19 protein-coding genes and 1 pseudogene are annotated in these 25,857 nt (G+C 67.9%); 11 read left to right on the forward strand and 9 right to left on the reverse strand.

The features are described from left to right. Positions 1-31 precede the first annotated feature (31 nt). The 7 genes from F0344_RS05570 to ngcE form a co-directional block, all read right to left on the reverse strand. Complete coding sequence (locus F0344_RS05570) at positions 32-1,309, reverse strand: sugar ABC transporter permease (RefSeq protein WP_185297711.1); 1,278 nt, start codon at positions 1,307-1,309, stop codon at positions 32-34. Further along, positions 1,306-2,094 carry an ATP-binding cassette domain-containing protein gene (locus F0344_RS05575; RefSeq protein WP_185297712.1) on the reverse strand — a complete coding sequence of 263 codons (789 nt, stop codon included), beginning with the start codon at positions 2,092-2,094 and terminating at the stop codon, positions 1,306-1,308. Before F0344_RS05575 ends, F0344_RS05570 begins: the two co-directional genes overlap by 4 nt. Before the next feature lie 283 nt (positions 2,095-2,377). Beyond that, positions 2,378-3,490 carry a substrate-binding domain-containing protein gene (locus F0344_RS05580; RefSeq protein WP_185297713.1) on the reverse strand — a complete coding sequence of 371 codons (1,113 nt, stop codon included), beginning with the start codon at positions 3,488-3,490 and terminating at the stop codon, positions 2,378-2,380. A gap of 120 nt (positions 3,491-3,610) precedes the next feature. Next, positions 3,611-4,810, reverse strand: coding sequence for an ROK family transcriptional regulator (locus F0344_RS05585; RefSeq protein ID WP_185297714.1), 1,200 nt, complete (start codon positions 4,808-4,810; stop codon positions 3,611-3,613). A gap of 185 nt (positions 4,811-4,995) precedes the next feature. Then, the gene (locus F0344_RS05590; protein WP_185297715.1) at positions 4,996-5,931 is read right to left on the reverse strand and encodes a carbohydrate ABC transporter permease; all 936 of its coding nucleotides are present in this window, start codon (positions 5,929-5,931) and stop codon (positions 4,996-4,998) included. A gap of 14 nt (positions 5,932-5,945) precedes the next feature. After that, positions 5,946-6,878 carry a carbohydrate ABC transporter permease gene (locus F0344_RS05595; RefSeq protein ID WP_185297716.1) on the reverse strand — a complete coding sequence of 311 codons (933 nt, stop codon included), beginning with the start codon at positions 6,876-6,878 and terminating at the stop codon, positions 5,946-5,948. A gap of 36 nt (positions 6,879-6,914) precedes the next feature. Then, positions 6,915-8,363, reverse strand: a complete 1,449-nt coding sequence (gene ngcE, locus F0344_RS05600) for an N-acetylglucosamine/diacetylchitobiose ABC transporter substrate-binding protein (protein ID WP_185297717.1) — start codon at positions 8,361-8,363, stop codon at positions 6,915-6,917. A gap of 588 nt (positions 8,364-8,951) precedes the next feature. On the opposite strand from ngcE, the gene F0344_RS05605 reads away from it, so the two are divergent. The 3 genes from F0344_RS05605 to F0344_RS05615 all read left to right on the forward strand — a co-directional run bounded on the left by F0344_RS05605 (position 8,952) and on the right by F0344_RS05615 (position 14,418). Next, positions 8,952-12,770 carry a GH92 family glycosyl hydrolase gene (locus F0344_RS05605; protein ID WP_258049682.1) on the forward strand — a complete coding sequence of 1,273 codons (3,819 nt, stop codon included), beginning with the start codon at positions 8,952-8,954 and terminating at the stop codon, positions 12,768-12,770. A 315-nt stretch (positions 12,771-13,085) separates the two neighbouring features. Continuing rightward, entirely contained in the window at positions 13,086-13,718 is a 633-nt protein-coding gene (locus F0344_RS05610) for a hypothetical protein (RefSeq protein ID WP_185297719.1), read from the forward strand. 52 nt (positions 13,719-13,770) lie between these two features. Next, positions 13,771-14,418, forward strand: coding sequence for a class F sortase (locus tag F0344_RS05615; RefSeq protein ID WP_185297720.1), 648 nt, complete (start codon positions 13,771-13,773; stop codon positions 14,416-14,418). Positions 14,419-14,529: 111 nt separating this feature from the next. Here the strand turns inward: F0344_RS05615 and F0344_RS05620 are convergent. After that, positions 14,530-14,769: pseudogene (locus F0344_RS05620) on the reverse strand (histidine phosphatase family protein); the annotation flags it as partial. Between the two features lie 633 nt (positions 14,770-15,402). Here F0344_RS05620 and F0344_RS05625 point away from each other — a divergent pair. After that, positions 15,403-15,828, forward strand: coding sequence for a hypothetical protein (locus tag F0344_RS05625; RefSeq protein ID WP_185297721.1), 426 nt, complete (start codon positions 15,403-15,405; stop codon positions 15,826-15,828). Positions 15,829-15,909: 81 nt separating this feature from the next. On the opposite strand, the gene acnA is transcribed toward F0344_RS05625, so the two are convergent. After that, on the reverse strand, positions 15,910-18,633 hold the full coding sequence (gene acnA, locus F0344_RS05630) for an aconitate hydratase AcnA (protein ID WP_185297722.1): 2,724 nt from the start codon (positions 18,631-18,633) through the stop codon (positions 15,910-15,912). 729 nt (positions 18,634-19,362) lie between these two features. On the opposite strand from acnA, the gene F0344_RS05635 reads away from it, so the two are divergent. From F0344_RS05635 to F0344_RS05665, 7 genes are all read left to right on the forward strand, one after another. After that, positions 19,363-19,773, forward strand: a complete 411-nt coding sequence (locus F0344_RS05635) for a VOC family protein (RefSeq protein ID WP_185297723.1) — start codon at positions 19,363-19,365, stop codon at positions 19,771-19,773. Between the two features lie 233 nt (positions 19,774-20,006). Further along, positions 20,007-20,468 (forward strand): helix-turn-helix transcriptional regulator, encoded by a 462-nt coding sequence (locus F0344_RS05640; protein WP_185297724.1) that lies wholly within the window; start codon positions 20,007-20,009, stop codon positions 20,466-20,468. 10 nt (positions 20,469-20,478) lie between these two features. Continuing rightward, positions 20,479-21,105 carry a glyoxalase gene (locus F0344_RS05645; protein WP_185297725.1) on the forward strand — a complete coding sequence of 209 codons (627 nt, stop codon included), beginning with the start codon at positions 20,479-20,481 and terminating at the stop codon, positions 21,103-21,105. Positions 21,106-21,196: 91 nt separating this feature from the next. Beyond that, positions 21,197-21,655, forward strand: a complete 459-nt coding sequence (locus F0344_RS05650; RefSeq protein ID WP_185297726.1) for a pyridoxamine 5'-phosphate oxidase family protein — start codon at positions 21,197-21,199, stop codon at positions 21,653-21,655. A gap of 191 nt (positions 21,656-21,846) precedes the next feature. Beyond that, the gene (locus F0344_RS05655) at positions 21,847-23,376 is read left to right on the forward strand and encodes a helix-turn-helix domain-containing protein (protein WP_185297727.1); all 1,530 of its coding nucleotides are present in this window, start codon (positions 21,847-21,849) and stop codon (positions 23,374-23,376) included. 1,040 nt (positions 23,377-24,416) lie between these two features. Continuing rightward, a complete protein-coding gene (locus F0344_RS05660) occupies positions 24,417-24,800 on the forward strand; it encodes a transposase (RefSeq protein WP_185297728.1) in 384 nt (127 codons plus the stop codon). Positions 24,801-24,820: 20 nt separating this feature from the next. Then, positions 24,821-25,825: an IS3 family transposase gene (locus F0344_RS05665; protein WP_185297729.1), complete on the forward strand. Its 1,005-nt coding sequence runs from the start codon at positions 24,821-24,823 to the stop codon at positions 25,823-25,825. Positions 25,826-25,857 lie beyond the last annotated feature (32 nt).

The following is a 25,857-nucleotide window of genomic DNA, read 5'->3' on the forward strand; positions in this document are numbered from 1 at the left end:
GGAAGATGCCGGGCAGGTGCTGTCCGAGCGGTCAGGCGCGGCCGGCCGACTTCTGCGTCTTGCGTGTGACGGAGTCGATGACGACCGTGATGAGGAGGACGCCGCCGGTGATCATGTAGTTGATCGGGGTGGCGATGCCTTCCAGCGACAGCCCGTACTGGATCGAGACGATGACCATGACGCCGAGCAGCGCGTTCCAGGTCCTGCCGCGTCCGCCGAAGAGGCTGGTGCCGCCGATGACGGCCGCCGCGATGACGTTCATCAGCAGGTCGCCGGTGCCGGAGCCCTGGTTGACCGCCGCGATCTTGGAGGCCCAGAAGAGACCGCCGATCGCCGCGAACGTGCCCGCGATGGCGAAGACGGAGATCCGGATCGCCGTGACGTTGATGCCCGCGCGGCGGGACGCCTCGACGCTGCCGCCGAGCGCGAAGATCTTCCGGCCGTACGCCGTGCGGCGCAGGACGAAGTCCGTCGCCACCAGGACCACGAGGAAGAGGACCAGGGCCAGGGGCAGGCCCCGGTACTGGTTGAACATGACCGCGGCGGCGAAGGCGAACACCGCGAGCACGACGGTGCGCACGACGATGTCGGTGAGCGGCCTGGCCGGGATGCCGGCCGCCTCACGGCGGCGGCTGTCCAGGAACGCGGAGAGGAAGTAGCCCACGACGGCCACCGCGGCGAGGCCGTACGCGGCCGCGACATCGGCGAAGTAGTACGTGGTGAGGTGACCGACGACGCCGTCGCCGTCCAGGTTGATCGTGCCGGTGTCGCCGAGCAGCTGGAGCATGAAGCCCAGCCAGAACAGCAGACCGGCGAGGGTGACGGCGAAGGCGGGGGCGCCTATCCGGGCGAAGAAGAAGCCGTGGATCGCGCCGATGGCCGCGCCGCTGGCGATCGCGATCAGGACGGCCAGCCACTCGTTCATGCCCTGGGTGACGCTGAGCACCGCGACGAGTGCGCCGGAGACGCCGCTGACCGAGCCGACCGACAGGTCGATCTCACCGAGCAGCAGCACGAAGATGATGCCGACGGCCATCATACCGGTGGCGACCATCGCGACGGCGATGTCGCTGAGGTTCTTCGCGGAGAGGAACTCCGAGTTCAGGCTCTGGAAGACCACGCAGATGATGACCAGACCGATGATCACGGGGATCGAGCCGAGGTCACCCGCGCTCATCTTGCGCTTGAACTCGGTGAGGTATCCGGCGAGGCCCTGCTCACGTACGAGCAGCCGGGGGTCGACCGCGGTGGCGGCGCCCTTGGCGGCGTCCTGGTTCACGACGGGGGCTGCCGTCTTGTCGGTGCTCACTTCTGGACCTCCGCGTTGCGCGCCGCACGTCGGGTCACGGCGTTTTCCGTGGCGCCGGTGATGGCGGAGATGATCTCTTCCTGCGAGGTGGTCTTCACGTCGAAGACCCCGTTGTTGCGGCCCAGCCTGAGCACCGCCACCTTGTCGGCGACGGCCTTCACATCGGCCATGTTGTGGCTGATGAGGATGACCGCGTGGCCGCGCTCGCGCAGCCGCTCGACGAGGTCGAGGACCTGCGCGGTCTGCTCGACACCGAGAGCCGCGGTGGGCTCGTCGAGGATGACGAGCTTGGGCTCGCCGAGCATCGACCGGGCGATGGCCACGGTCTGGCGCTGACCGCCGGAGAGCGAGGCGATCGGGATACGGACGCTGGGGATGCGGATCGACAGCGTGCTGAGGAGCTCGCGGGAGCGGCGCTCCATCTCGACCTCGTTGAGCACGCCGAACTTACGGAGTTCGCGGCCGAGGTAGAGGTTGCCGACGACATCGATGTTGTCGCACAGCGCGAGGTCCTGATAGACGGTCGCGATGCCCAGGTTCTGGGCATCGTGCGGCTTGTTGATCTCGACGGCGTCGCCTTCCCACTCGATGACTCCGTCATCGATGGGGTGGACACCGGCGATCGTCTTGACCAGCGTTGATTTACCGGCGCCGTTGTCGCCGACGAGGGCGACCACCTCGCCGGCGTGGACCTCAAGCTGTACATCGGTGAGCGCCTGGACGGCACCGAATCGCTTGGAGACCCCTCGCAACGCCAACACGGGCGTAGCGGACACGTGAACCATCTCCTTCGCCGCCTGACCGGCGGGGATGCCGCGCCTGGGGGGAGGCGCGGTGGGTCGAGCAGAAGGGAACTGAGGGCGCGGCAGGGGCCGCTGGGAAGGGTTCCATCCGGCGCCCCGCCCGGCAGCGGGACAGTAGGTGGGCGGGGCACCGGACAGGCTTCGTGGGACCGGGCCGCTCGGGAATCGGCGGACTCGGGCCGGTGGGCGGCCTTCGCACCGTGTGTGTCACGGTGGCAGGCCGGCCGCCGTGGGCCCGGCCGGGAGCGGCCGGGCCCTCGTCGGACTACTTCAGGCCGAGCTTGTCGCAGGCGGCCTTGTACTTGGCCGTGCAGATCTCGTCGACCGTGTAGATGCCGTCCTTCAGGACGGTGTCCTGGATGTTGGCCTGGGTCAGCGAGACGACCGGGACCAGCACGGTGGGAACGGCCTTGTGGGTGGGGCTGTCCACCGTCGAGGTGGCGATCGAGTCGAGCTTCTCGCCCTTGGCCAGTGCGACGGCCATCTCGGCGGCGGCCGCGCCCTCGGGGGCGTACGGCTTGTAGACGCTCATGAACTGCTCACCGGCGACGATGCGCTGCACACCGGCGAGTTCGGCGTCCTGGCCGGTGACCGGCGGGAGCTTGGAGAGACCGGCGGCCTTGAGGGCGGTGATGATGCCGCCCGCCATGCCGTCGTTGGCGGAGTAGACGCCGACGATCTTGTCCTTGCCGAGAGCCGTGATCGCCGCCTCCATGTTGGCGTTGGCGTTCTCCGGCTTCCACTCCTTGGTGTCGTACTCCTTGCCGTACGTGACCTTGCCGTCGAGCTCGGCCTTGGCGCCCTTCTTGAACAGGGCGGCGTTCGGGTCGGTGATCGCACCGTTCATCATCACGATCGTGCCGCCGTCGGCCTTGTCGCCGAGGGCCTCCAGGAGGGCCTTGCCCTGGACGTGGCCGACCTCTTCGTTGTCGAAGGAGGTGTAGGCGTCGATCGGGCCCTCGGCGAGGCGGTCGAAGGCGACGACGGGGATGCCCGCGTCCTTGGCCTTCTTCACACCGTTGGCGATCGCCTTGGAGTCCACCGCGTCGATGATCAGCGCGTCGACCTTGTTGGTGATCATGGTCTCGACCTGCTGCGACTGCAGTGTGGCGTCCTGCTTGGCGTTGGCGTAGATGACCTTCGCCTTGCCGTTGGTGAGCTCGCTGACCTTCTCTTCGATGATCGGCTTGTCGAACTTCTCGTACCGGGCGGTCTGGTTCTCGGGAAGGAGCAGACCGATCTTGAGGTCGTCACCCTTCTTCGCCGAGTTCTTTTCGGCCTTGTCGCCGGACTCCTTGGCACTGCCGCAAGCGGCAAGCGAGACAGCCATGGCTGTAGCGGCAACGGCAACGGCGGCACGACGCATACGCGTGTTCATTCTCGAACCTCCCTGACGAGGCCGCGACGTTGCGGCCGAGGTGGCTGGAAGTCAACTCGGCCGCGAGGACGGCGTCAAGGAGTAAATCTTTAACGAGATGACAACGGTGCCATTCGTTATCTAAGTGAAGGCAGGAGCCCTCGGGGAGAGGGTGCTCTCCAAAAGGGTCGAATCACCCATCTCGTTGAGTACGAGGGCCAGCGCGCCCAGCACTTCCGCCCGCCCGCCGAGGGCTCCCGGAAGCACCGAAAGCTGCCGCGCCGCACTGGGAATGGCGTAGCGCGAGACCGAGTCGCGGATGGGCCCGAGGACCAGCTCCCCGGCCTCCGCGAGGGAGCCGCCGAGCACCACCCGGCTCGGGTTCAGCAGGTTGCACAGGTTGGCGACACCGCTGCCGATGTGCCGTCCGACGTCCCCGATGACCCGGCGGCACCCCGGATCGCCCTCACGGGCCAGCTGGACCACGCGTTCCATGGTCAGATCGGGCCCGTGGCTGGGCTGGAGCAGGGGCAGGACGTACCGGGCGGCGGCGAAGGTCTCCAGACAGCCGCGGTTGCCGCAGCGGCACACGGGGCCCGACTCGTCGAGCGTGATGTGCCCGATCTCGCCGGCCGTGCCGCCCGGGCCCCGGTAGATGGAGCCGTCTATCACCAGACCGGCGCCGACACCGCTCGCGACCTTGATGTACGCCAGGTCCCTGACCCCGCGCCCGCTCCCCCAGACCAGCTCGCCCAGCGCCCCGAGGTTGGCGTCGTTGTCGACGTACACCGGCACGCCGAGGCGTCCGGCCAGCTCCTCGCTGGGGTTGATGCCCGTCCAGCCGGGCAGGATCGAGGTGGAGCCCAGCGTGCCGGACTCGACGTCGATCGGCCCCGGCACGCCGAGCCCGACGCCGATCACCTTCCCAGGGGCGATGCCGGTGGCCTCGATCAGCCGGTTGACCAGCTGTTCGGCCCGGTCGAAGCCCTGGGCCGACGAGGCGTCCACGTCCAGCGGCTCGGACTCCTCGGCCAGCACCTGGTGCGCCAGGTTTCCCACGGCCACCCGGAGGTGCGTATGGCCGAAGTCCACGCCGACCACGATGCCCGCGTCGCCGCTGAGCGAGACGCTGCGGGCCCTGCGGCCGCCCGCCGAGGTCGGGGTGACCTCGACCGTGCCGCTGTCCTTCAGCTCGCGAACGATGTTGGAGACGGTGGCCGCCGAAAGGCCGGTGCCCCTGGCGATCTCCGCCTGGGTGAGCGATCCCGCCATTCGTACGGCCCGTACGACGCGCTCAAGGTTGGCCCGATGCAGAGATGTCTGCGACCCCGGAGTCTCCATCGACTCTCTCACTCCTGCCGGTTTCTCTAACATGTGAACCCTAAGCAGAGTCTCAGGGACCACCTCCCGTCAAGACCTGAGCGGGGAGGGCCTCGGTTGAGCGGGGCGCCGGAGAACGCCGAACGCCCGGGTCCGGCTGCTGGGAGGCAGCCGGACCCGGGCGCGTGGAGAGCGGGACCGTCGGACTACTTCATCGTTCCCGCGGTGAGGCCCGCCTGGATCTGACGCTGGAAGGAGAGGTAGACGACCAGCATCGGAAGCATCGCGATGGCGACACCGGCGAAGAGCACCGGCAGGTCCGTCGCGTACCCCTGCTGCTGCTGGAGCTGGATCAGGCCCTGCGTCAGCATGTACTTCTCCGACTCCCCCGAGGTCTGCGGCTGCATCAGGACCGAGGGCAGGATGTACTGGTTCCACTGGCCCAGCACGTTGAAGATGCCGATGCTCAGCAGGCCCGGCTTGGCCATCGGCATCATCACCTGGAAGAACACCCGGGTGTGCGAGGCGCCGTCGATGACCGCCGCTTCGTGGATCGCCGTGGGCAGCGTCCGGAAGAACGAGTGCATGAAGAAGACGGTGAACGGCAGCGAGTAGGCGACGTACACCAGGATCAGGCCTTGGTAGGTGTTCAGCATCGCGAACCGCTGCAGAGTGAAGAACAGCGGGACCAGCGCCAGGAACACCGGGAACATCGCGCCGCTGACGAAGAAGTAGTAGACGAGCCGGTTGCCCGGGAACTCGTACCGGGCCAGGACGTACGCCGCCATCGCGCCGAAGAGCATCGTCAGCGGCACCGAGAACGCCAGGACGATCAGCGTGTTGGTGAAGTAGTCGCCGATGCCCTTGTCCCAGGCCCGCCCGAAGACGTCGAAGGACCAGCTCGTCGGCCAGCCCAGCGCCGAGCCGCCGATCTGCGCGTCCGTCTTGAACGCGCTGAGGAGCAGCCACAGCAGCGGCAGGATGATCAGGACGGCCCACAGGATGAGGAAGCCGTGGGAGAAGACGTTGAGGGTCAGGCCCTCGGTCCTGCGGTCACCGGGACCGGGCGTCCTCTTGGAGCCCCGCTGACGGGGGATGCTGTCGCCGGTGGTGAGCGCCGGCTCCTTGATGGGTGTGCTCATTGCTTGACTCCCGCTCAGAACTCGATGCGCTCACGGCGGGTGGCACGCAGCGTGATGACGGAAATGATCATGGTGAGGATGAGCATCACGACGCCCATGGCACAGGCGTAGCCGCTCTTGCCGAAGTACAGGAAGTTACGCATCAGCACCGTCGCCATCACTTCACCGTGATGGTCGGGGCCGCCACCGAAGCCCGTACCCGGCGTCATCGTCGACGCGAGGACGAACATGTCCATCGCCACGATGCCGAGGTAGACCCATGCCGTCTGTACGGAGTCCCACAGGAGCGGGAGGGTCACCCGGAAGAACGTCTGGGCGCGGCCGGCCCCGTCCAGCAGGGCGGCCTCGTAGATCTCCTTGGGGATGGACTGCATCGCCGCGGAGAAGAGCACGAGGTAGAAGCCGACCCCGTGCCACACGATGATGACCATCAGGCACCAGAGCACGAGATCGGGGTCGTTCATCCACTCGATGGGGCTGTTGGCGTCGACCAGCCCCATCTTCATGAGCAGCCCGTTGAGCAGGCCCCCCTGATCGCTCCGGTACACCGCCTGGAACAGCACCGCGAGGATCGCGAGCGACAGCACCTGGGGGAAGAAGTAGATGATCTTGTAGAAGCCCGAACCCCTGACGCCGTGCACACCGCCGGCGGCACTCCGGCCGCCCACGTTCACCATGAAGGCGAAGAACAGGGCGATCAGGATGGTGACGACCGGGATGAACACCAGGAGCAGGATGTTGTGCCAAAGCGCTGTACGGAAGACATCGTCACGGAACAACTCGGTGTAGTTGTCCAGGCCGACGAAGTCGAATACGGGTGACTGCCCGGTCCAGTTGGTGAACGAGTACCCGACGGTCTGGATGTACGGCCAGATCACGAAGATCAGATACAGCGTCAACGGCGCGAGGAGAAAACCCGCGATAAATCTGTTCTGCCCTTTTCGCATGACATCCTGCCCCTGGTATTACGACGAGCCCCGAGATCAGTCGCGGTGGTTGTTCTTGCTGGCCGGGTCCTTGGCGGCCTTGTCCACCGCCGCCTGGGCCCGCTTCAGCCACTCGGCGGGCATGATGCGCTTGGACATCAGCTCGTTGGACGCGTTCTGGATGGAGACGTCCATCTCGCTGTACCAGTTGGGGTAGAGGTAGTTGAAGGAGTTGGCGTCGCCCGCCGCCTTCACCGCGTCGACCGTGGACTGGGTGCCCGGGCGCAGCTCGACGCTCGGGTCGACACCGTCCTTGAGGATGGTGAGCGAGTTGGCTTCCTTGGCGAACGTCGTCGACCACTCCTTGGAGAGCATCGAGCGCACGAACTCCTGCGCCTCGGCCATGTTCTTGGCCTTGGCGGGAATGATGAACGGCTCACCTGAACCGGCGCGGACCGCCTCGAAGGGAAGCACGCTGTCGGGCAGCAGCGGGATCGGCAGGAACTTCATGTCGAAGTCCGCCGGTGTCTGCTTGAGCTGCTCGTTCTCCAGCCAGGAGCCGGAGGGGATGAAGACGGCCTTGTACTGGTTCCACTTGGTCTGCGACTCGGTGTGGGTGAGACCGTTGGTGCCCGGCATCAGCAGGCCCTTCTCGACGATCTCGTACACCGCCTCGATGGCCGCCTTGGCCGCGTCGCTGCCGACGAACGCCTTGGGGTCGAGGTTGTCGATCGCCTTCATGGCGTCGAGACCGCCGGTCTTGGCGATCAGGTCCATGATCACGATGTTGATGTAGTACGGGTGCTTGCCCTGGTGCGCGAGGCCGCCGATGCCGTCGGCCTTGGCCTCCTTGCAGATCGCGAGGAAGTCGTCCCACGTCTTCGGCTCGGTCCAGCCCTTCTCCTTGAAGAGCTTGCCGGAGTACCAGAGACCCCAGAGGGTGTAGACGTAGTTCAGCGAGACGACCTTGCCGCCCTGCAGGCCCGTGTCGATGGTGCCGGGGATGAGGGTGTCCCGGACCTTCTTGGTGGGGTCGTCGAGGGACGGGGCGTCGAGGACCGGCGCGAGGTCGAGCAGCTGGCCGCCCTTGAAGAGCACGTCCAGCTTGATCTGCTGGGCGCCCGAGTTGTCGACGACGTCCGGCGGGGTGCCGGCGTTGAAGCGCGGCTGGAGCTTGCCGGTGATCTCCTGGGTGCCCAGGTGGGAGACCTTCGTGCCCCAGCGCTTGGCGAACAGCGCTTCCCATGCCTTGGCGTACTCGTCGCCGTAGCCGCCCTTGAAGACGACGACATCCAGGGCGCCGCCCTTGTTGACGCCGAAGGGGTTCTCCTTCGAGACCGGGCCCTTGCTCTTGGTGGACTTCGGGTCCTCTTCGCCGCCGCCGGAAGCGCACGCCGAAAGGAAGCTCATCGTCGGAACGGCAATCAGGCCGAGCGCCGCGGAGCGCTTGATCAGATTGCGGCGGCCGAGACCGCCGTTGTCGCTCTGCGCAGAGGTGGATCCCATGCTCAAGTCCTCGCCTTCTCCAGGACTCAGGCGGTGTATCGGTCACCCGTCGCTATCGCCTCAGGCGAAGGGTCCCGCCACCGCGGTCAGTTGCGCTTGGGTCGTGCAGATTTCCGGATCTTTCATGCGGTGGGGGTGCGGGGAGGCGTATCGCTTCGGACGCCCCCAGGCATCTCCCGCAACCGTCCCCCGTGCCCCCGAGTGCACCGCCGCGTGAAGCGGCCGTGCAGATGCCGACAGGTATAGTCCACTTGTCGCCAACTGAGCAAGATCGAGTGCGGGTTTGAGCAGCAGTCTTTCCCGAGTTGAGACCTCACCGCTACCCACGCCCTCCCCGTTCCGGCCGCGCCGGACCTCCGTCCGCATCCGGCCACCTCCGGCCGCGAGGTATCGATTTCCCCACGACTGCCGATTCGGGCGCGGTTTCCCCGGCAACACCCTTGACACCACTGCGCCCTTACCTCCCTACTGGACCCTGCGAATCGCGTTTGACAACGTTGTCGAACGCCTTTTCCAGGGGAGGAATCGCTCGGGATGATCCGGATGACCGGGACCAAGAGAGTCCATGCAGTCGCGACAAGAGTCCATATGAGAGCCCATGTCACCGCCCTCGTGGCGGCGGCTTCGCTCCTTGTGGTGGCCGCTCCATCCACCGCAGCCGCCCGGCCCTCCGCTGCTCCGGACCAACCGGTCGACAGCAGCCGGGAGTTCAGCACCTCGTTCGAAGCGGACGAAAGGCAGCCGGACTGGCGCAACACCGTCGAAGAGGGGCCGGACGGAAAGAACCGGTCGTCAGGTGTAGATGGCGGATTCTCCGCCGGAATACCGGGCAATGTCACCGACAAGGTGACGGACCTGCGCGCAAGTGGCGAGAACACCGGCAGCGGAGAGGTCAAAGAGAATCTCGTCGATGTCGAGTCCGGTACGAAGTGGCTGACGTTCACACCGTCCGGATGGGTTGAATTCGACCTGGCCGAACCGGTGAAAGTCGTGACATACGCACTCACTTCGGCCAACGACCATGACGCGCGTGACCCGCGTGACTGGACGCTCAAGGGCTCCACCGACGGCACGACGTGGAAGGACCTGGACACCCGGGCCGGCCAGACCTTCTCCGAACGTTTCCAGACAAAGTCATATGATTTCACCTCCGACGCGGCCTACCAGCACTTCCGTCTGGAGATCACGAAGAACAACGGCGCCTCGGACGTACTCCAGCTCGCCGACGTCCAGTTCTCCGACGGCGACACCTCCGCGCCCGTCCCTGACGAGATGCGCAGCCAGGCCGACCGCGGCCCGTCCGGCTCCCCCACCGCCAAGTCGGGCGCCGGGTTCAGCGGAAGGAAGGCGCTGCGCTACGCCGGTACGCACAAGCCGGACGGCCGGGCCTACTCGTACAACAAGGTCTTCGACGTGGACACGGCCGTCACGAAGGACACCGAGCTCTCCTACCTCGTCTACCCGCAGATGGGCGAGACGGACCTCGCCTACCCGGCGACGCACATCGCGGTCGACCTCGCCTTCACCGACGGCACCTACCTCAGTGGTCTCAAGGCGACCGACAGCCACGGCGGTGTGCTGACCCCGCAGGGCCAGGCCGACGCCAAGCGGCTGTACGTGAACCAGTGGAACAAGGTCGCCTCGCGCATCGGCACCGTCGCGGCGGGCAAGACCGTCGACCGTGTCCTGGTGGCGTACGACTCCCCCAAGGGCCCGTCGAAGTTCCAGGGCTGGATCGACGACATCAGGATCGCGCCGAAGGCGCCGGAGAAGCGCAAGGCCCACCTGGCGGACTACGCGCTGACCACCCGCGGCACGAACTCCAGCGGCGGGTTCTCGCGCGGCAACAACATTCCGGCCACCGCCGTCCCCCATGGTTTCAACTTCTGGACGCCGGTCACCAACGCCGGTTCGACGAGCTGGCTGTACGACTACGCCCGGGGCAACAACGAGGACAACCTCCCCGAGATCCAGGCGTTCAGCGCCAGCCACGAGCCGAGCCCCTGGATGGGCGACCGCCAGACCTTCCAGATGATGCCGTCGGCGGCCGAGGGCACGCCGGACGCCTCCCGCTCGGCGCGCGCGCTGCCGTTCCGCCACGAGAACGAGACAGCGAAGCCGCACTACTACGGTGTGACATTTGACAGTGGACTCAAGGCCGAGATGACGCCCACCGACCACGCGGCGCGTATGCGCTTCACCTACCCCGGTGACGACGCGAGCATGGTCTTCGACAACATCTCCAACGCCGGCGGGCTGACCCTCGACGCGAAGACCGGTTCCTTCACCGGCTTCTCCGACGTGAAGAGCGGCCTCTCGACCGGAGCCACCCGGCTCTTCGTCCACGGAGTCTTCGACGCGCCGGTCACCGGCAGCGGCAAGCTGAGCGGCGGTGGCGGCGCCGATGTGACCGGGTACTTCCGCTTCGACGCCGGCGAGGACCGTACGGTCGGGCTGCGCCTGGCGACCTCGCTCATCAGCGTGGACCAGGCCAAGCGGAACCTCGCCATGGAGATCCCGGAGTCCGCCTCCTTCGAGGAGACCAGGGACCGGGCGCGGAGCGCCTGGGACCGCATCCTGGGCAAGGTCGAGGTCGAGGGGGCGAACGCGGACCAGCTGACCACGCTCTACTCCAGCCTCTACCGGCTGTACCTGTACCCGAACTCGGGCTTCGAGAAGGTCGACGGGAAGGACAGGTACGCCAGCCCCTTCTCACCGCAGACCGGTCCCGACACCCCGACGCACACGGGCGCGAAGATCGTCGACGGCAAGGTCTACGTCAACAACGGCTTCTGGGACACCTACCGCACGACGTGGCCCGCCTACTCCTTCCTCACCCCGAAGAAGGCCGGCGAGATGGTGGACGGCTTCGTCCAGCAGTACAAGGACGGGGGCTGGGTCTCCCGTTGGTCGTCCCCGGGCTACGCGGACCTGATGACCGGTACCAGTTCGGACGTGGCGTTCGCCGACGCGTACGTCAAGGGCGTGAAGTTCGACGCGGAGGCCGCGTACGAGGCGGCCCTGAAGAACGCCACCGTCGTCCCGCCGTCCTCCGGCGTCGGCCGCAAGGGCATGGAGACCTCACCCTTCACCGGATACGCGGACACCTCGACCCACGAGGGACTTTCCTGGTCGCTGGAGGGCTACCTCAACGACTACGGCATCGCGCAGATGGGCAAGGCCCTCTACAAGAAGACGAAGAACGCGCGCTACAAGGAGGAGTCCGACTACTTCCTGAACCGTGCCCGCAACTACGTGAAGCTCTTCGACGACAAGGCCGGCTTCTTCCAGGGCAGGAACGCCAAGGGTGACTGGCGGGTCCCGTCCGAGCGGTACGACCCGCGGATCTGGGGCTACGACTACACCGAGACCAACGGCTGGGGCTACGCCTTCACCGCCCCGCAGGACAGCCGCGGTCTGGCCAACCTCTACGGCGGCCGCGCCGGCCTCGCCGAGAAGCTCGACACGTACTTCGACACACCGGAGACCGCGGGACCGCAGTTCGTCGGCTCGTACGGGGGCGTCATCCACGAGATGACGGAGGCCCGAGACGTACGGATGGGCATGTACGGCCACAGCAACCAGGTCGCCCACCACGCCACGTACATGTACGACGCGGCCTCGCAGCCGTGGAAGACGCAGGAGAAGGTCCGCGAGGTCCTCGGCCGCCTCTACACGGGCAGCGAGATCGGGCAGGGCTACCACGGCGACGAGGACAACGGCGAGCAGTCGGCCTGGTTCCTCTTCTCCTCGCTCGGCTTCTACCCGCTGGTGATGGGCAGTGGCGAGTACGCGATCGGCTCGCCGCTCTTCACGAAGACCACGGTGCACCTGGAGAACGGCCGCGACCTGGTCGTCAAGGCTCCGAAGAACAGCGCGAAGAACGTCTACGTTCAAGGCTTGAAGGTCAACGGCAAGAAGTGGAAGTCGACTTCACTGCCGCACGACCTGCTGGCCAAGGGTGGCGTGCTGGAGTTCGACATGGGCGCGAAGCCTTCCGCGTGGGGCACCGGCAAGAACGCGGCGCCGGTCTCGATCACCCAGGACGACGACGTACCGGACCCGAAGGCGGACGTGCTGAAGGGCGAGGGCGCCCTCTTCGACAACACCTCGGCCACGAAGGCCTCGGTCGAGTCGGTGGACCTGCCGGTGGCCTCGGCCACGAAGGCACTCCAGTACACGCTGACCTCGTCCGCCGCGAAGGACGCCCCGGCGGGCTGGGTACTCCAGGGCTCGTCGGACGGTACGACGTGGAAGGACCTCGACAAGCGGTCCGCCCAGTCGTTCGCCTGGGACAGGCAGACCCGGGTGTTCTCGGTCGGCCGGCCTGGCTCGTACACGGCGTACCGGCTGGTCGTCGACGGCACGGCGACGCTGGCGGAGATCGAGCTCCTCGGCCAGAAGTGACGGGTTGAACGCTCAACTGATGCACGGGGTGCCCCTTTCGGCGAGGTCTGCCGGAGGGGGCACCGCTCTGTCCGGCCTCGAAACGGCCTTGAAACGGCGTTGATACGGCTTCGCCATGGCCTTGATCCGACTCTGCTATGGCCTTGATCCGGCTCGGATCCGGCCCGGACGCCCGGTTTCCACTCCTGTGCTGTCGGCCGATCAGGGCACTTCTGACATGTTCTCGTGTCTTATCGGACTTTTACGATGATTCATGGCATCCCTTAGGCGATCAGGTGATCAGTACGACAATCATCTCGGCTTGAAGGAGCCTTCATGCGCATCTCCAGTTCCGTCCACTCCCGCAGCGTCCGCACGGGCGCCAAGGTGGCCGTCGCGGTCGCGGTCGCCGGCGCCACCCTGGCCGGAGCACCCGCCGCCTACGCCCTCCCCGGCGACAGCGGCAACATCGACATCCGCTCGGTCAGCTGGCACTCGCGCGGTGACCGCGACGGCGTCGAGGTCTGCAAGTTCGTGCTCGCGGCAAGCAACTTCGAGTCGTTCCCCTCGGTCCCCTGGACGATCACCGAGCAGCCCCCTACCGTGCCGCCAGGCAACACCCTGCTGGCCACTCTTCCGCTCATCAACGGCAGTGCGCGCAGTGAGCCGTACCTGCTCCCGGAGGGCACGTACAAGCTGGTGTGGGTCGTCCCGGCGGGCCCGAAGCAGAAGAGCTTCAAGGTCGAGTGCCCCGACCGCGGTCACGGCGGCGGCAAGCCCCACCACCCGCAGAAGCCGATCGGCGCGGTCCCCGCGGGCGGCGGCGGTGTCCCGGACATGGAGCCCATCAGCTCCGAGAGCGACTCGAGCGCCGGAACCGCCGCCGCGCTGGTGGCCGGGGCCGCCGGAGCCGCGGGCCTGATCATGGTTCGCCGGTCCGCTCGTCGCCGTGCCCGTGGCGAGGCGTAACGCCCGCTGCCGACGGCGACGACGAGGACCGACGCGCGCCTGCCGTCTCACCATGACGCTGTGCGTGACGTTCTCCCTGGTGGCCGGCATCGTCTGGGTGTCCTCGGACTCCTCCGATGACACCCGGTCGGCCACCGCCGCCCGCGGCAGCGACGCCGCGGGCGGCGGGCGGGAACCGTTCCGACGGGCACCCCACACACCGGAGGAGCACGTGCCCGCCTCGCACACCCCTCTGGTGCCCTCCCGCCCGATGAAGGTGGCCATTCCCGCCATCTTCATCGAGGCGCCGGTCGCCGGACTCGGCCTCGACAAGAAGGGCCGGCTCGAAGTCCCGCCGTTGAGCAGACCCAAGCTGACGGGCTGGTACGAGAAGGGGCCGTCACCCGGTGAGAACGGCACGGCCCTGCTCGTGGGCCACCGGGACACCCGGACCGGTCCCGCCATCTTCCTCAACCTCAACGCACTGCGCCGGGGCGACAAGGTCAACGTGGTGCGCGCGGACCGCAGGACCGCGGTGTTCACGGTCGATGCGGTGAAGACGTACACGAAGGACAAGTTCCCCGACGACACGGTGTACGGGGAGACCGGGCGGCCCGAACTCCGGCTGCTGACCTGCGGCGGGCGTTTCGACGCGAAGGCGGGCTACTCCGCGAACGTGGTGGTCTTCGCCCACCTCACCTCACTGAAGAAGGCGGCCTGAACGCCGCACGGGTTCGGGCCGGTACCTCGGGGACCAGGTGCCGGCCGCCCGCACGACCGTCGCGGGGCCGTCGGTGGGGCGGGTGCGAAGCCGTCGGCGGGGCCGTCGCGCTCAGGCCCCCGCTGCCCCGAACAGCCGTTCCGGCAGAGCCATGTTGAGCGTCGTGATGACCGGCTTGCCGTGCTCCGCACCGAGCCGGGAGACCGCCCCCGTGGCGAGCTGGAACAGCTCACCGCCGGCGGGGGCCAGCCGCAGATGGCGGGCGGTGAGCACGAGCAGGAAGTGGGAGTGCGCCAGGACGACGTCCGCGTGCCCGAGCCGTGAGGCCTCCGTCCGCACCTGCGCCGGCACCCCCTGTATCGATGGCGCGGCTGTCGCAGGTGCGAACGCGCGGGCCCACGATCGCACTTGCGGACGGCCGTTGCCCGATCCCCCTTGCGACGCGCCCCCGCGACTCCAGGTTGTCGCCCACGCCGCTGCCGAAGGACCTGGACCCGTACACCCATGCCCGCGCCTTCTACGGTGCCGAGTTGCGGCTGATGCGCGAGGCCGCCGGAATGTCCCAGGAGCAACTGGGCGAGTGCGTGTTCTGCTCGGGGGCGTGCATCGGCATGTTCGGGGCGGTGGCGCGCCGTCCGCAGGGCCGCTCCGCACACGATTGGGCGAGGGCTGCCGCACGGTCGCCGGAGGCATCCCTGGCTCGGATCGCCTCGGACCGACAGCCCGTGCTGGTGTTCCGGGCCGCCGGGTGGGCGGAATTCGTGCGGGCCTCAAGCGGTGGTCACATACCGTTGGGGTCCTGCCTGCACGTTTTGCCGAGGGGGGGACCTCATATCCGGCAGTTTTCCACCGCCACCATCGCCACCGCCACCGCCGCACCAGCACCAGCCGTGGGCGACCCCGCCCGGGTGGGGTAAGCCACCTCCGCGCAAGAGCGGCGGTGCGGGGCTGGCCATCGGCCTGTCCGTCGGGGGTGGGCTCTTCGTGCTGGCCCTCCTGGGCACCTTCCTGTACTTCCTGGGCGACGCCCTCACGGAGTCCGGGAAGCCGCGCAGAGCTCCGTCGGCCGAGTCGCTGCCCAGCCAGGAGCCCACGGTCACGGCCAGTCCTACGCCCGCCGGTACGGATGCCGAGGAGGACGTCCGGATCGCCGGGTGCACGGTGGACTCGGTGACGGCGTGGCCGTCCGCCCGGATGGAGATGGTCAACGGCTCCGGGGCCGCGGCGGATTACGTCGTGACCGTGGAGTTCGTGGACGGGGACGGCGCCCGGGTGACGGACGGAATCGTCGGGGTGGTCGGCCTCGCGCCGGGACGGACGGCGAAGAAGAAGGCGCAGGGGCTCGGCGAGGCCCCGCGCGACACGAAGTGCCGGATCACCGGTGTGCACCGGACTCCGGCGGCCGGCTGACCCTCTCGGGAAGCCGTGGAACAGGCCGAAGGGCCGCACCCCGTACGACGGGGTGCGGCCCTCAGTGGTGTGCGGTGCGCGCTAGTTGCGGATCAGGCTGCGGAGCACGTACTGCAGGATGCCGCCGTTGCGGTAGTAGTCCGCCTCGCCGGGGGTGTCGATGCGGACGACGCCGTCGAACTCCACTCCGGTGTCGGTGGTGACCTTCACCGTGCGCGGCGTGGTGCCGTTGTTGAGCTCGGTCACTCCGGTGAAGGAGAAGGTCTCCTCGCCGGTCAGGCCGAGGGACGCGGCCGTCCGGCCCTCCGGGAACTGCAGCGGCAGGACGCCCATGCCGATGAGGTTCGAGCGGTGGATGCGCTCGTACGACTCGGCGATGACGGCCTTGACGCCCAGAAGCGCGGTGCCCTTGGCCGCCCAGTCGCGGGACGAGCCGGAGCCGTACTCCTTGCCCGCCAGGATGACGAGCGGGGTGCCCGCGGCCTGGTAGTTCTGCGAGGCGTCGTAGATGAACGACACCGGCGCACCTTCATCGGACCGGGTGAAGTCGCGGGTGAAGCCGCCCTCGGTGCCCGGCGCGATCTGGTTGCGCAGGCGGATGTTGGCGAACGTGCCGCGGATCATGACCTCGTGGTTACCACGGCGCGAGCCGTAGGAGTTGAAGTCACGGCGCTCGATGCCGTGCTCCGTGAGGTACTTGCCGGCCGGGGTGTCGGCCTTGATCGCACCGGCCGGGGAGATGTGGTCGGTGGTGACCGAGTCGCCCAGCTTGGCGAGGACACGGGCGCCGGTGATGTCCTCGACCGGGGTCGTCTCCATCGTCATGCCGTCGAAGTACGGGGGCTTCCGCACGTAGGTGGACTCGGAGTCCCACTCGAAGGTGTTGCCGGTCGGGATCGACAGCGCCTGCCACTGGGCGTCGCCCGCGAAGACGTCCTGGTAGGACTTGTTGAACATGTCCTCGCCGATGGAGTTGGCGACGACGTCGTTGACCTCGGCCTCGGAGGGCCAGATGTCCTGGAGGTAGACGGGCTTGCCGTACTGGTCGACGCCGAGGGCGTCCTTGGTGATGTCGACCTTCATCGAACCGGCGAGAGCGTACGCGACGACCAGCGGCGGGGACGCCAGGTAGTTCATCTTGACGTCGGGGTTGATCCGGCCCTCGAAGTTACGGTTGCCGGAGAGCACCGAGGTCACGGCCAGGTCGTGCTCGTTGACCGCCTTGGAGACCTCGTCCGGCAGCGGGCCGGAGTTGCCGATGCAGGTGGTGCAGCCGTAGCCGACGAGGTTGAAGCCGACCTTGTCGAGGTACGGGGTCAGGCCCGCCTTGTCGAAGTAGTCGGTGACGACCTTCGAGCCCGGGGCGAGGGTGGTCTTGACCCACGGCTTGCGGGTCAGGCCCTTCTCCACGGCCTTCTTCGCGACGAGCGCGGCGGCGACCATGACGTACGGGTTCGAGGTGTTGGTGCACGAGGTGATCGCGGCGACGGTGACGGCGCCGTGGTCGAGCTCGTACGTCGTGCCGTCGGGGGCGGTCACGGTGACCGGGTTCGACGGGACGCCGTCGGGGGACACGGCCGGGGAGTCGGAGGCCGGGAAGGACTCCTTGCTCGCCTCCATGTCGTCCACGACGTAGTTGCGGACGTCCTGGGCGAACTGCTCCTTGGCGTTCGCGAGGACGATGCGGTCCTGCGGGCGCTTCGGGCCGGCGATGGAGGGGACGACCGTGGAGAGGTCGAGCTCCAGCCTCTCGGAGAAGTCCGGCTCGGCGGCCGGGTCCAGCCAGAGGCCCTGCTCCTTGGCGTACGCCTCGACGAGCGCGACCTGCTGGGCGTCGCGGCCGGTCAGACGGAGGTACTTCAGCGTCTCGTCGTCGATCGGGAAGATCGCGGCGGTGGAGCCGAACTCCGGCGACATGTTGCCGATGGTGGCGCGGTTGGCGAGGGAGGTCGCGGAGACGCCCTCACCGTAGAACTCGACGAACTTGCCGACGACGCCGTGCTTGCGGAGGATCTCGGTGATGGTCAGCACGAGGTCGGTGGCGGTGGTGCCGGCCGGGAGCTCGCCGGTCAGCTTGAAGCCGACGACGCGCGGGATGAGCATGGAGACCGGCTGGCCGAGCATCGCGGCCTCGGCCTCGATGCCGCCGACGCCCCAGCCCAGGACGCCGAGGCCGTTGACCATGGTGGTGTGCGAGTCGGTGCCGACGAGGGTGTCGGGGTACGCCTGGCCGTTGCGGACCATGACCGTACGGGCCAGGTGCTCGATGTTGACCTGGTGGACGATGCCGGTGCCCGGGGGAACGACCTTGAACTCGTCGAAGGCGGTCTGGCCCCAGCGCAGGAACTGGTAGCGCTCCTTGTTACGGCCGTACTCCAACTCGACGTTCTGCGCGAACGCCTCGTTGGTGCCGAACTTGTCGGCGATGACGGAGTGATCGATGACCAGCTCGGCCGGGGCCAGCGGGTTGATCTTCGCCGGGTCGCCGCCCAGCTCCTTCACGGCCTCACGCATGGTCGCGAGGTCCACGACGCAGGGGACGCCGGTGAAGTCCTGCATGATCACGCGGGCCGGCGTGAACTGGATCTCCTCGCTGGGCTGGGCCTGCGAGTCCCAGTTACCCAGCGACCGGATGTGGTCGGCGGTGATGTTCGCGCCGTCCTCGGTGCGGAGCAGGTTCTCCAACAGGATCTTCAGGCTGTAAGGGAGGCGCGCGGAGCCCTCGACCTTGTCCAGCTTGAAGATCTCGTACGACTCGTCGCCCACACGCAGTGTGCTGCGGGCGTCGAAGCTGTTCGCCGACACGACAGTCTCCTTCTTCAATGTGCGCGTACTACCGCGCCGCGCGTCATTGGCGGCCGGCGTCGCGTGGTGCCGCCTACGGCCCCACCATCCGCTAAGGCAAGAATTAGTTAGGTAACCCTTACCGGGCGGCGGCTGCGGTACGCCTCGGCAGATATCTCGATGTCGAGATAACTCTAGTACATCGCCGCCGCGCGGTCATGCCCGGGCGCCGTTGTCCTGTCTCACTTGATCGAGTCGCTGCCTCAACGCTGTCTCGATGAACCTACTCGCGCGGTGGTCAGCACGCCGACCAGGCGACGGCCGCGGCGGCCCCTGGCAGGCTGGGCACCGTGACCGACTCGATGGCACGCCCGGGACAGCCGGTGACCGTCCTGCGGGACGGCGGACTTCGGGCCGTGGTCGCAGTACCACCAGCCCTGCCGCTCAGGGGGAATGAGGACCGGGCTGATTGATCTGAATCCCAGCAGATCAAGCCGTCCGTGGCCTCAGCAGGGCTCAGTTGGCCGTCGGCACGCTCACGCCGACCCCGCAACGCCGTACGAGGAGTCCGAGAGCCCGGCGACTACTCCAGCGGCCTGGAGCCGGTCCGTTCCGGCAGCACGTGCCGGATGCGGCTCCGCAGGGCGTGACATGAGCGGATTCCGGGACTCGTGCCGTCATGCCGTCCGGACGTCACATCCGTCAGGAATCAAGAAGCGCCGCTTACAGGCCACGCCTAGCATCGGCTCCATGGACATCACCATTCATACGACCGCGCTCCCGCACGACGACCCGGACGCGTCCGTGGCCTTCTACCGCGACACCCTCGGTTTCGAGGTCCGCAGCGACGTCGGACAGGGCAGGATGCGCTGGATCACGGTCGGTCCCGCCGGTCAGCCCGGTACGTCCATCCTGCTGACACCACCGGCGGCCGACCCGGGAGTCACCGACGACGAGCGCCGCACCATCTCCGAGATGATGGCGAAGGGCACCTACGGCTGGATCCTGCTGGCCACGCCGGACCTCGACGGCGTGTTCGAGAAGGTGCAGGCGGGCGACACCGAGGTGGTCCAGGAGCCGACCGAGCAGCCGTACGGCATCCGCGACTGCGCGTTCCGCGACCCTGCGGGCAACCTGATCCGCATTCAGGAGCTCCGCTGACCCTTCCGATCGCCGATGCCGCCGTAGGCCCTTTCGCTGCGGCCGGTATCGCGATCTCCTGTGCACACCACGCGACCTCCAGGGCTCCGAGCAGGAGACCAGGCCGCAGCCCTCGACCGGCTCCTCGACCCCGGGGGAGCCGGTCGTCGCCGTTGAGCGCCTCGCCGGCCGTCCCCCGCCCCCCGGACGTCGGCGCCCAGGTGCGCACGGACCATCGATGAGGAGGAGTTCCCATGTGTCACCCCTCGTGGGCCCGCGCACGCACGGCGGCGCACCGGCTGAGCGAACTCGCGCGACTGCGCCGCGTCCGCGACCGGATCGACCGTGAGTACGCACAGCCGCTGAACGCCGAGGCGCTCGCCCTCGCCGCGAACATGCCGGCCGGGCACCTCGGCCGCCAGTTCCGGCTGGCCTACGGCGAGTCGGCGTACGCGTACCTGATGGCGCGTCGCGTCGAGCGCGCCACGGCACTGCTGCGAAGTGGCGACCTGGGCATCACCGAGGTCTCTTCCGCGGTCGGCTGCCCGTCACCGGGGACTTTCAGCGCCCGCTTCACCGAGCGGGTCGGCATATCGCCCGGCGACTGTCGGAGCGGCGCGAGGGGCACAGTCGCCGTGGGGACGCCCTCATGGGTGGCCGCGCAACTGACTGGACCGGTCAGGAATCAAGAAGCACCGCCCCCGCACCCCCACTAGCGTCATGACCATGGCATCCATCGAAACCATCACCCTGGACGTGGCCGACACCGCGGCCGCCGAGCACTTCTACACCACCGCCTTCGGCTTGGACACGCAGATCCGTCTGCGCGCCTCGGAGGCACCCACCACCGGCTTCCGTGGATTCACGCTGTCGCTCACGGTGTCCCAGCCTTCCACCGTCGACAGCTTCATCGAGACGGCCCTCGGCGCCGGCGCCACGACCGTGAAGCCCGCCGCGAAGTCGCTCTGGGGCTACGGCGGGGTCGTCCAGGCTCCCGACGGGACGATCTGGAAGATCGCGACGTCGGCGAAGAAGGACACCGGACCTGCCGGCCGGCAGATCGACGACATCGTGCTCCTGCTGGGCGTCGCGGACGTGGCCGCCAGCAAGCGGTTCCACGTCGGCCACGGGCTCGTCGTGGAGAAGAGCTTCGGCCGTATGTACGTCGAGTTCGCCGTGGGGTCGAGCCCCGTCAAGCTGGCGCTGTACCGGCGCCGGGCCCTGGCGAAGGATGCCGGCGTCTCCCCCGACGGCACGGGCTCCCACCGGCTGGCGATCGGCGGCGACGGCGGGCCGTTCACGGACCCCGACGGCTTCGCGTGGGAGGCCACGTCGCCGGCAGCCGAGTCCTGAGCTCTCGGCCGGCAGCCTGGAAACGATCCGCCCCGATGCACCGGACGAGCCCGGCGTACAAAACCGCATGGACGAAGTGACTGGAGGAAGCATGACGGACGCACCGCCCCGTGGACTTGAGGAGAGGCTGCGCGACACGCGCGCGCGGCTGGAGAGCGACATCGACGTGTGGGTCGCGACGTCGGGCACACCGGGCGGGGCCCACCTCGTCCCGCTCTCGTTCCTGTGGGACGGGACCGCGATCCTGGTCTCGACGCCGCGCACCTCGATCACCGGCCGCAACCTGCTGGCGGACGCCCGGGTACGCCTCAGCTTCGGACCGACCCGCGATGTCGTCATGGTCGACGGAATCGCCGAACCGGTGCGCATCGGGGACCTCGCTGCCGGGACGGGCGACGCGTTCGTGGCCAAGACCGGTTTCGATCCGCGCGAGCCCGACGAACAGGCGTACCAGTACTTCCTGATCCGCCCACAGCGCGTCCAGGCATGGCGTGAGGCGAACGAGATGCGGGGACGCCACCTCATGCGCGACGGCCGGTGGCTGGGCTGACCGCCACCGCCCGTACGGACGCGCTCGGCGTGCCGGTACGCCGAGCCTGACGGACCATTCGAAGGGGCGGGGCTGCGGCGCGGTTCACGACACCGGTTCGCGGCACAGTTCACGGCACCGACTGACGACACCGATTGCGCGACACCCGCCCTGCTGCGATCTTCATCTCATATCTGAGATAACGTGCGGGCATGGAAGACGACTACCTCGTACGCATCGGCAAGCTCATCCGTGACGCCCGTCAGCACCGGGGCTGGACACAGACGCAGCTGGCCGACGCGCTCGGCACCAGCCAGAGCGCGGTCAACCGGATCGAGCGCGGCAACCAGAACATCAGCCTTGAGATGATCGCCCGTATCGGCGAAGCTCTCGACAGCGAAATCGTGTCCCTCGGCTACGCCGGCCCCATGCACCTCCGCGTCGTGGGTGGCCGCCGGCTCTCCGGCTCCATCGACGTCAAGACGAGCAAGAACGCGTGCGTCGCGCTGCTCTGCGCCACGCTCCTCAACAAAGGCCGTACGGTGCTGCGCCGGGTGGCGCGCATCGAAGAGGTCTTCCGGCTGCTGGAGGTGCTGAACTCCATCGGGGTGCGCACCCGCTGGATCAACGACGGCGTGGACCTCGAGATCGTCCCGCCCGCCGATCTCGACCTCGCGTCGATCGACGCGGACGCCGCGCGCCGGACCCGGTCCATCATCATGTTCCTCGGCCCGCTGCTGCACCGGGTCGACCAGTTCACCCTGCCGTACGCCGGCGGCTGCGACCTCGGTACGCGCACCATCGAGCCCCACATGATCGCGCTGCGCCGGTTCGGTCTGGAGATCGCGGCGACCGACGGCCTCTACCACGCCCAGGTCGACCACGCGGTCTCCCCCGACCGCCCCATCGTGCTGACCGAACGCGGGGACACGGTGACCGAGAACGCGCTGCTCGCCGCCGCCCGGCACGACGGCACCACGATCATCCGCAACGCGTCCTCCAACTACATGGTCCAGGACCTGTGCTTCTTCCTCGAGGCACTGGGCGTCAAGGTCGAGGGCGTCGGAACGACGACGCTGACCGTGCACGGGGTCCCCCAGATCGACGTGGACGTCGACTACTTCCCGTCCGAGGACCCGGTCGAGGCGATGAGCCTGCTGGCCGCCGCGGTGGTGACGGAGTCCGAGCTGACGATCCGCCGGGTACCGATCGAGTTCCTGGAGATCGAGCTCGCGGTGCTGGAGGAGATGGGCGTCGACTGCGACCGGACGCCGGAGTACCCCGCCGACAACGGCCGCACCCGGCTGGTGGACCTGACCGTCCGCCCCTCCAAGCTGGAGGCGCCGATCGACAAGATCCACCCGATGCCGTTCCCCGGCCTCAACATCGACAACGTGCCGTTCTTCGCCGCCATCGCGGCCTCCGCGCACGGCCAGACCCTGATCCACGACTGGGTGTACGACAACCGGGCCATCTACCTGACCGACCTCAACCGCCTCGGCGGCAGGCTCCAGCTCCTGGACCCCCACCGCGTCCTGGTCGAGGGCCCCACCCGCTGGCGCGCCGCCGAGATGATGTGCCCGCCCGCCCTGCGACCGGCCGTGGTGGTCCTGCTCGCGATGATGGCGGCCGAGGGCACATCGGTCCTGCGCAACGTGTACGTGATCAACCGCGGTTACGAGGACCTGGCGGAGCGCCTGAACTCGGTGGGCGCCCAGATCGAGATCTTCCGCGACATCTGACCGGCGCGATGTCGTGCCCCTTGGAGGCAAGGGGCACGACACCTCAACATGCCAGCTGATCTGCGGGTACTCACCTTCACGACCCTCCATTGATCACTGTTGTTTTTCAGCACCTTGTGCAACGCACGTGCAAGATGATCTTGAATGGTTGACGACACGTCAGGGATATCTGAGCATCCGTCAGACTTTACGCAGAGTTGTCGTCGGAGTGGCCTCGCAACGTCCGAGTAGCGGCGGTGACGGTGGCGTCCCACGTCCCCGTCGGCGACCCGCAAGTGCGGTTCGTGTCGATGCATTCGCCGCCCACGAAGTATCGGGCCATGTTCGATCCGCATCTGTATGCGTTGGCCGCGGCGATCCGTGCGGCTCGGCCGGACGTCGGTGCAGCCGTCCCGGCGTTATAGGCGAGTAGACATTCATCCAGCGTCACGCTGTCCCGTCTCGAGCGCTTTGCCCCTACGGGCCTTGCTGGCGAACAATCTGACTGCTGGCGTTGCTGCCCCGTGGCGGTGCCCGCAGCGACAGAGTGGCGCCCCCGCATGCACGAGTAGGAACGGGCTGGTTTGCCGGGCCTGGAGATGCGCAATGCCTCCCAGGCCCGGTTACTGGAGCGGCCCAAGGAGAGCGGCCCGTCTGGATCAAACTGTTGGCGGGGCCTGTAGCCCTCCCCTTGTCGGTTCTCCTGAGGTTCCCCATGCCGGAGGTCGGCCTCAAGGTGTCCAGAGGGGGACCGGACGAGGGTCCGGAGGAGCTGACAACAGGGATGACACACCCCCGGGGACACCGAGCTTCGCCAGAGCCCAGTTGAGCGAGGCTGCCTCGGCATCGCACATGCGGGCGATCAGGCTCGTCTGCTCGGGCAAGAGGATCCTCCGGGGGATCACGATGGTCTCGCGGACCCTGTCGAGGGGCAGTCCGCGCTGGAAGCCCTGTCCGGCTCGACGGGGCGCGTCCTCGTCCCCCTCTCTGTCAGCCTTGGGTGAGACGTCTCGCTTCGGCGGGTTAGCCTGAGAGGGCACTGACAGGAGAACTATCCCCTCATGACCAGTACCAATCCCACGGGATCCGACCCGGCCCCCAGGCCGAAGCGCCGTTCGTTCAGTCCGGAGTACAAGCTGCGGATCGTCGCCGAGTACGACGCCGCGCCCAGGAACGAGAAGGGCGCGGTCCTGCGCCGCGAGCGCCTGTACCACTCGCACGTCACCGAGTGGCGGGCCGCGCGGGATGCCGGGGCCCTGGAAAAGCTGGTCGACAAGCGCACCAGCCCGGCGAGGCCGAAGAAGCCGGCCGCCGAGACGGAGAACGAGAAACTGCGCCGCCAGGTGGAACGGCTGGAGAAGGAACTGGCCCGGAACAAGGCCGCACTGGAAGTCATGGGAAAAGCTTCCGCGCTCTTGGAAATGATCTCCGAGAGCGCGGACTGAATCCTGCCGCCGGCCCTGTCGTGGACGAGGCGTTCACCGGCGTCGAGGCTCAGCTGGGCATCACGGCGGCCTGTCGGCTGACCGGGCGCTCTCGGGCCACCCATTACCGCCGGCTGCGGCCGGTACCACCGCGCAGAGCACGTGTCCCGCAGGTGCAGCCGTTGGCCCTGACAGCCGAAGAGCGTGCGGCCGTAGTGGAGTTGATGAACAGCGAGGAGTACGCCGAGCTTGCGCCCGCGCAGATCTGGGCGCGTGAGCTGGATGCCGGGCGCTATCACTGCTCGGTCTCGACGATGTACCGGATCCTGCGCGAGCGGGGGCAGTCCGGCGAGCGCCGGCGGCAGGCCACCCATCCCGCCAAGGCGGTGCCCGAGCTGGTCGCCACCGCGCCGTCGCAGGTGTTCACCTGGGACATCACCAAGGCGGCCGGACCGCTCAAGGGCGTCTGGTATCACGCGTACGTGATCATCGACATCTTCAGCCGGTACATCGTCGGCCACACCGTCGAGCGGGCCGAATCCGCGGTGCGTGCCGAGGAGCTGATCCGCGAGACGATCACCCGCAACGGCATCGTGCCCGAGACGGTGCACGCGGACCGCGGCACCTCGATGACGAGCAAGAAGGTCTCCCAGCTGCTGATCGACCTGGGTGTGTCGCGGTCGCACTCGCGGCCGAAGGTCTCCAACGACAATCCTTACAGCGAGGCCCAGTTCAAGACCACGAAGTACATGTCGGACTATCCCGAACGGTTCGACTCGCTGGCCCACGCCCGCGAGTGGTTCGACGCGTTCATCGCGTACTACAACCATGAGCACCGGCACTCGGGGATCGGCTGGCACACACCCGCCTCCGTGCACTTCGGGACCGCCGAGGAGGTCCGCGATCAGCGCGCGGTCACCCTCGCCGAGGCATACGCCCGCCACCCCGAACGCTTCGGCCGCCGCCCCCGACCACCCGAGATACCCCAAACGGCCTGGATCAACGACCCGGCCAAGCGCCGCGAACCCGCACCACAAACCCCATAGCGATACGACCGTCTCACTGGACTTGAAATCTT

This window comes from Streptomyces finlayi (assembly GCF_014216315.1).
Lineage (GTDB): Bacteria > Actinomycetota > Actinomycetes > Streptomycetales > Streptomycetaceae > Streptomyces > Streptomyces finlayi_A.

Bases quoted from the DNA above. Each gene is read 5' to 3' on its own strand.
- F0344_RS05655 (WP_185297727.1), top strand. From the start codon at position 21,847: ATGGAAGACGACTACCTCGTACGCATCGGCAAGCTCATCCGTGACGCC.
- F0344_RS05575 (WP_185297712.1), bottom strand. From the start codon at position 2,094: ATGGTTCACGTGTCCGCTACGCCCGTGTTGGCGTTGCGAGGGGTCTCC.
- F0344_RS05585 (WP_185297714.1), bottom strand. From the start codon at position 4,810: ATGGAGACTCCGGGGTCGCAGACATCTCTGCATCGGGCCAACCTTGAG.
- F0344_RS05615 (WP_185297720.1), top strand. From the start codon at position 13,771: ATGACGCTGTGCGTGACGTTCTCCCTGGTGGCCGGCATCGTCTGGGTG.
- F0344_RS05605 (WP_258049682.1), top strand. From the start codon at position 8,952: ATGAGAGCCCATGTCACCGCCCTCGTGGCGGCGGCTTCGCTCCTTGTG.
- F0344_RS05640 (WP_185297724.1), top strand. From the start codon at position 20,007: ATGTGTCACCCCTCGTGGGCCCGCGCACGCACGGCGGCGCACCGGCTG.
- F0344_RS05645 (WP_185297725.1), top strand. From the start codon at position 20,479: ATGGCATCCATCGAAACCATCACCCTGGACGTGGCCGACACCGCGGCC.
- F0344_RS05660 (WP_185297728.1), top strand. From the start codon at position 24,417: ATGACCAGTACCAATCCCACGGGATCCGACCCGGCCCCCAGGCCGAAG.
- F0344_RS05590 (WP_185297715.1), bottom strand. From the start codon at position 5,931: ATGAGCACACCCATCAAGGAGCCGGCGCTCACCACCGGCGACAGCATC.
- F0344_RS05580 (WP_185297713.1), bottom strand. From the start codon at position 3,490: ATGAACACGCGTATGCGTCGTGCCGCCGTTGCCGTTGCCGCTACAGCC.
- F0344_RS05595 (WP_185297716.1), bottom strand. From the start codon at position 6,878: ATGCGAAAAGGGCAGAACAGATTTATCGCGGGTTTTCTCCTCGCGCCG.
- F0344_RS05610 (WP_185297719.1), top strand. From the start codon at position 13,086: ATGCGCATCTCCAGTTCCGTCCACTCCCGCAGCGTCCGCACGGGCGCC.
- F0344_RS05650 (WP_185297726.1), top strand. From the start codon at position 21,197: ATGACGGACGCACCGCCCCGTGGACTTGAGGAGAGGCTGCGCGACACG.
- F0344_RS05635 (WP_185297723.1), top strand. From the start codon at position 19,363: ATGGACATCACCATTCATACGACCGCGCTCCCGCACGACGACCCGGAC.
- ngcE (WP_185297717.1), bottom strand. From the start codon at position 8,363: ATGGGATCCACCTCTGCGCAGAGCGACAACGGCGGTCTCGGCCGCCGC.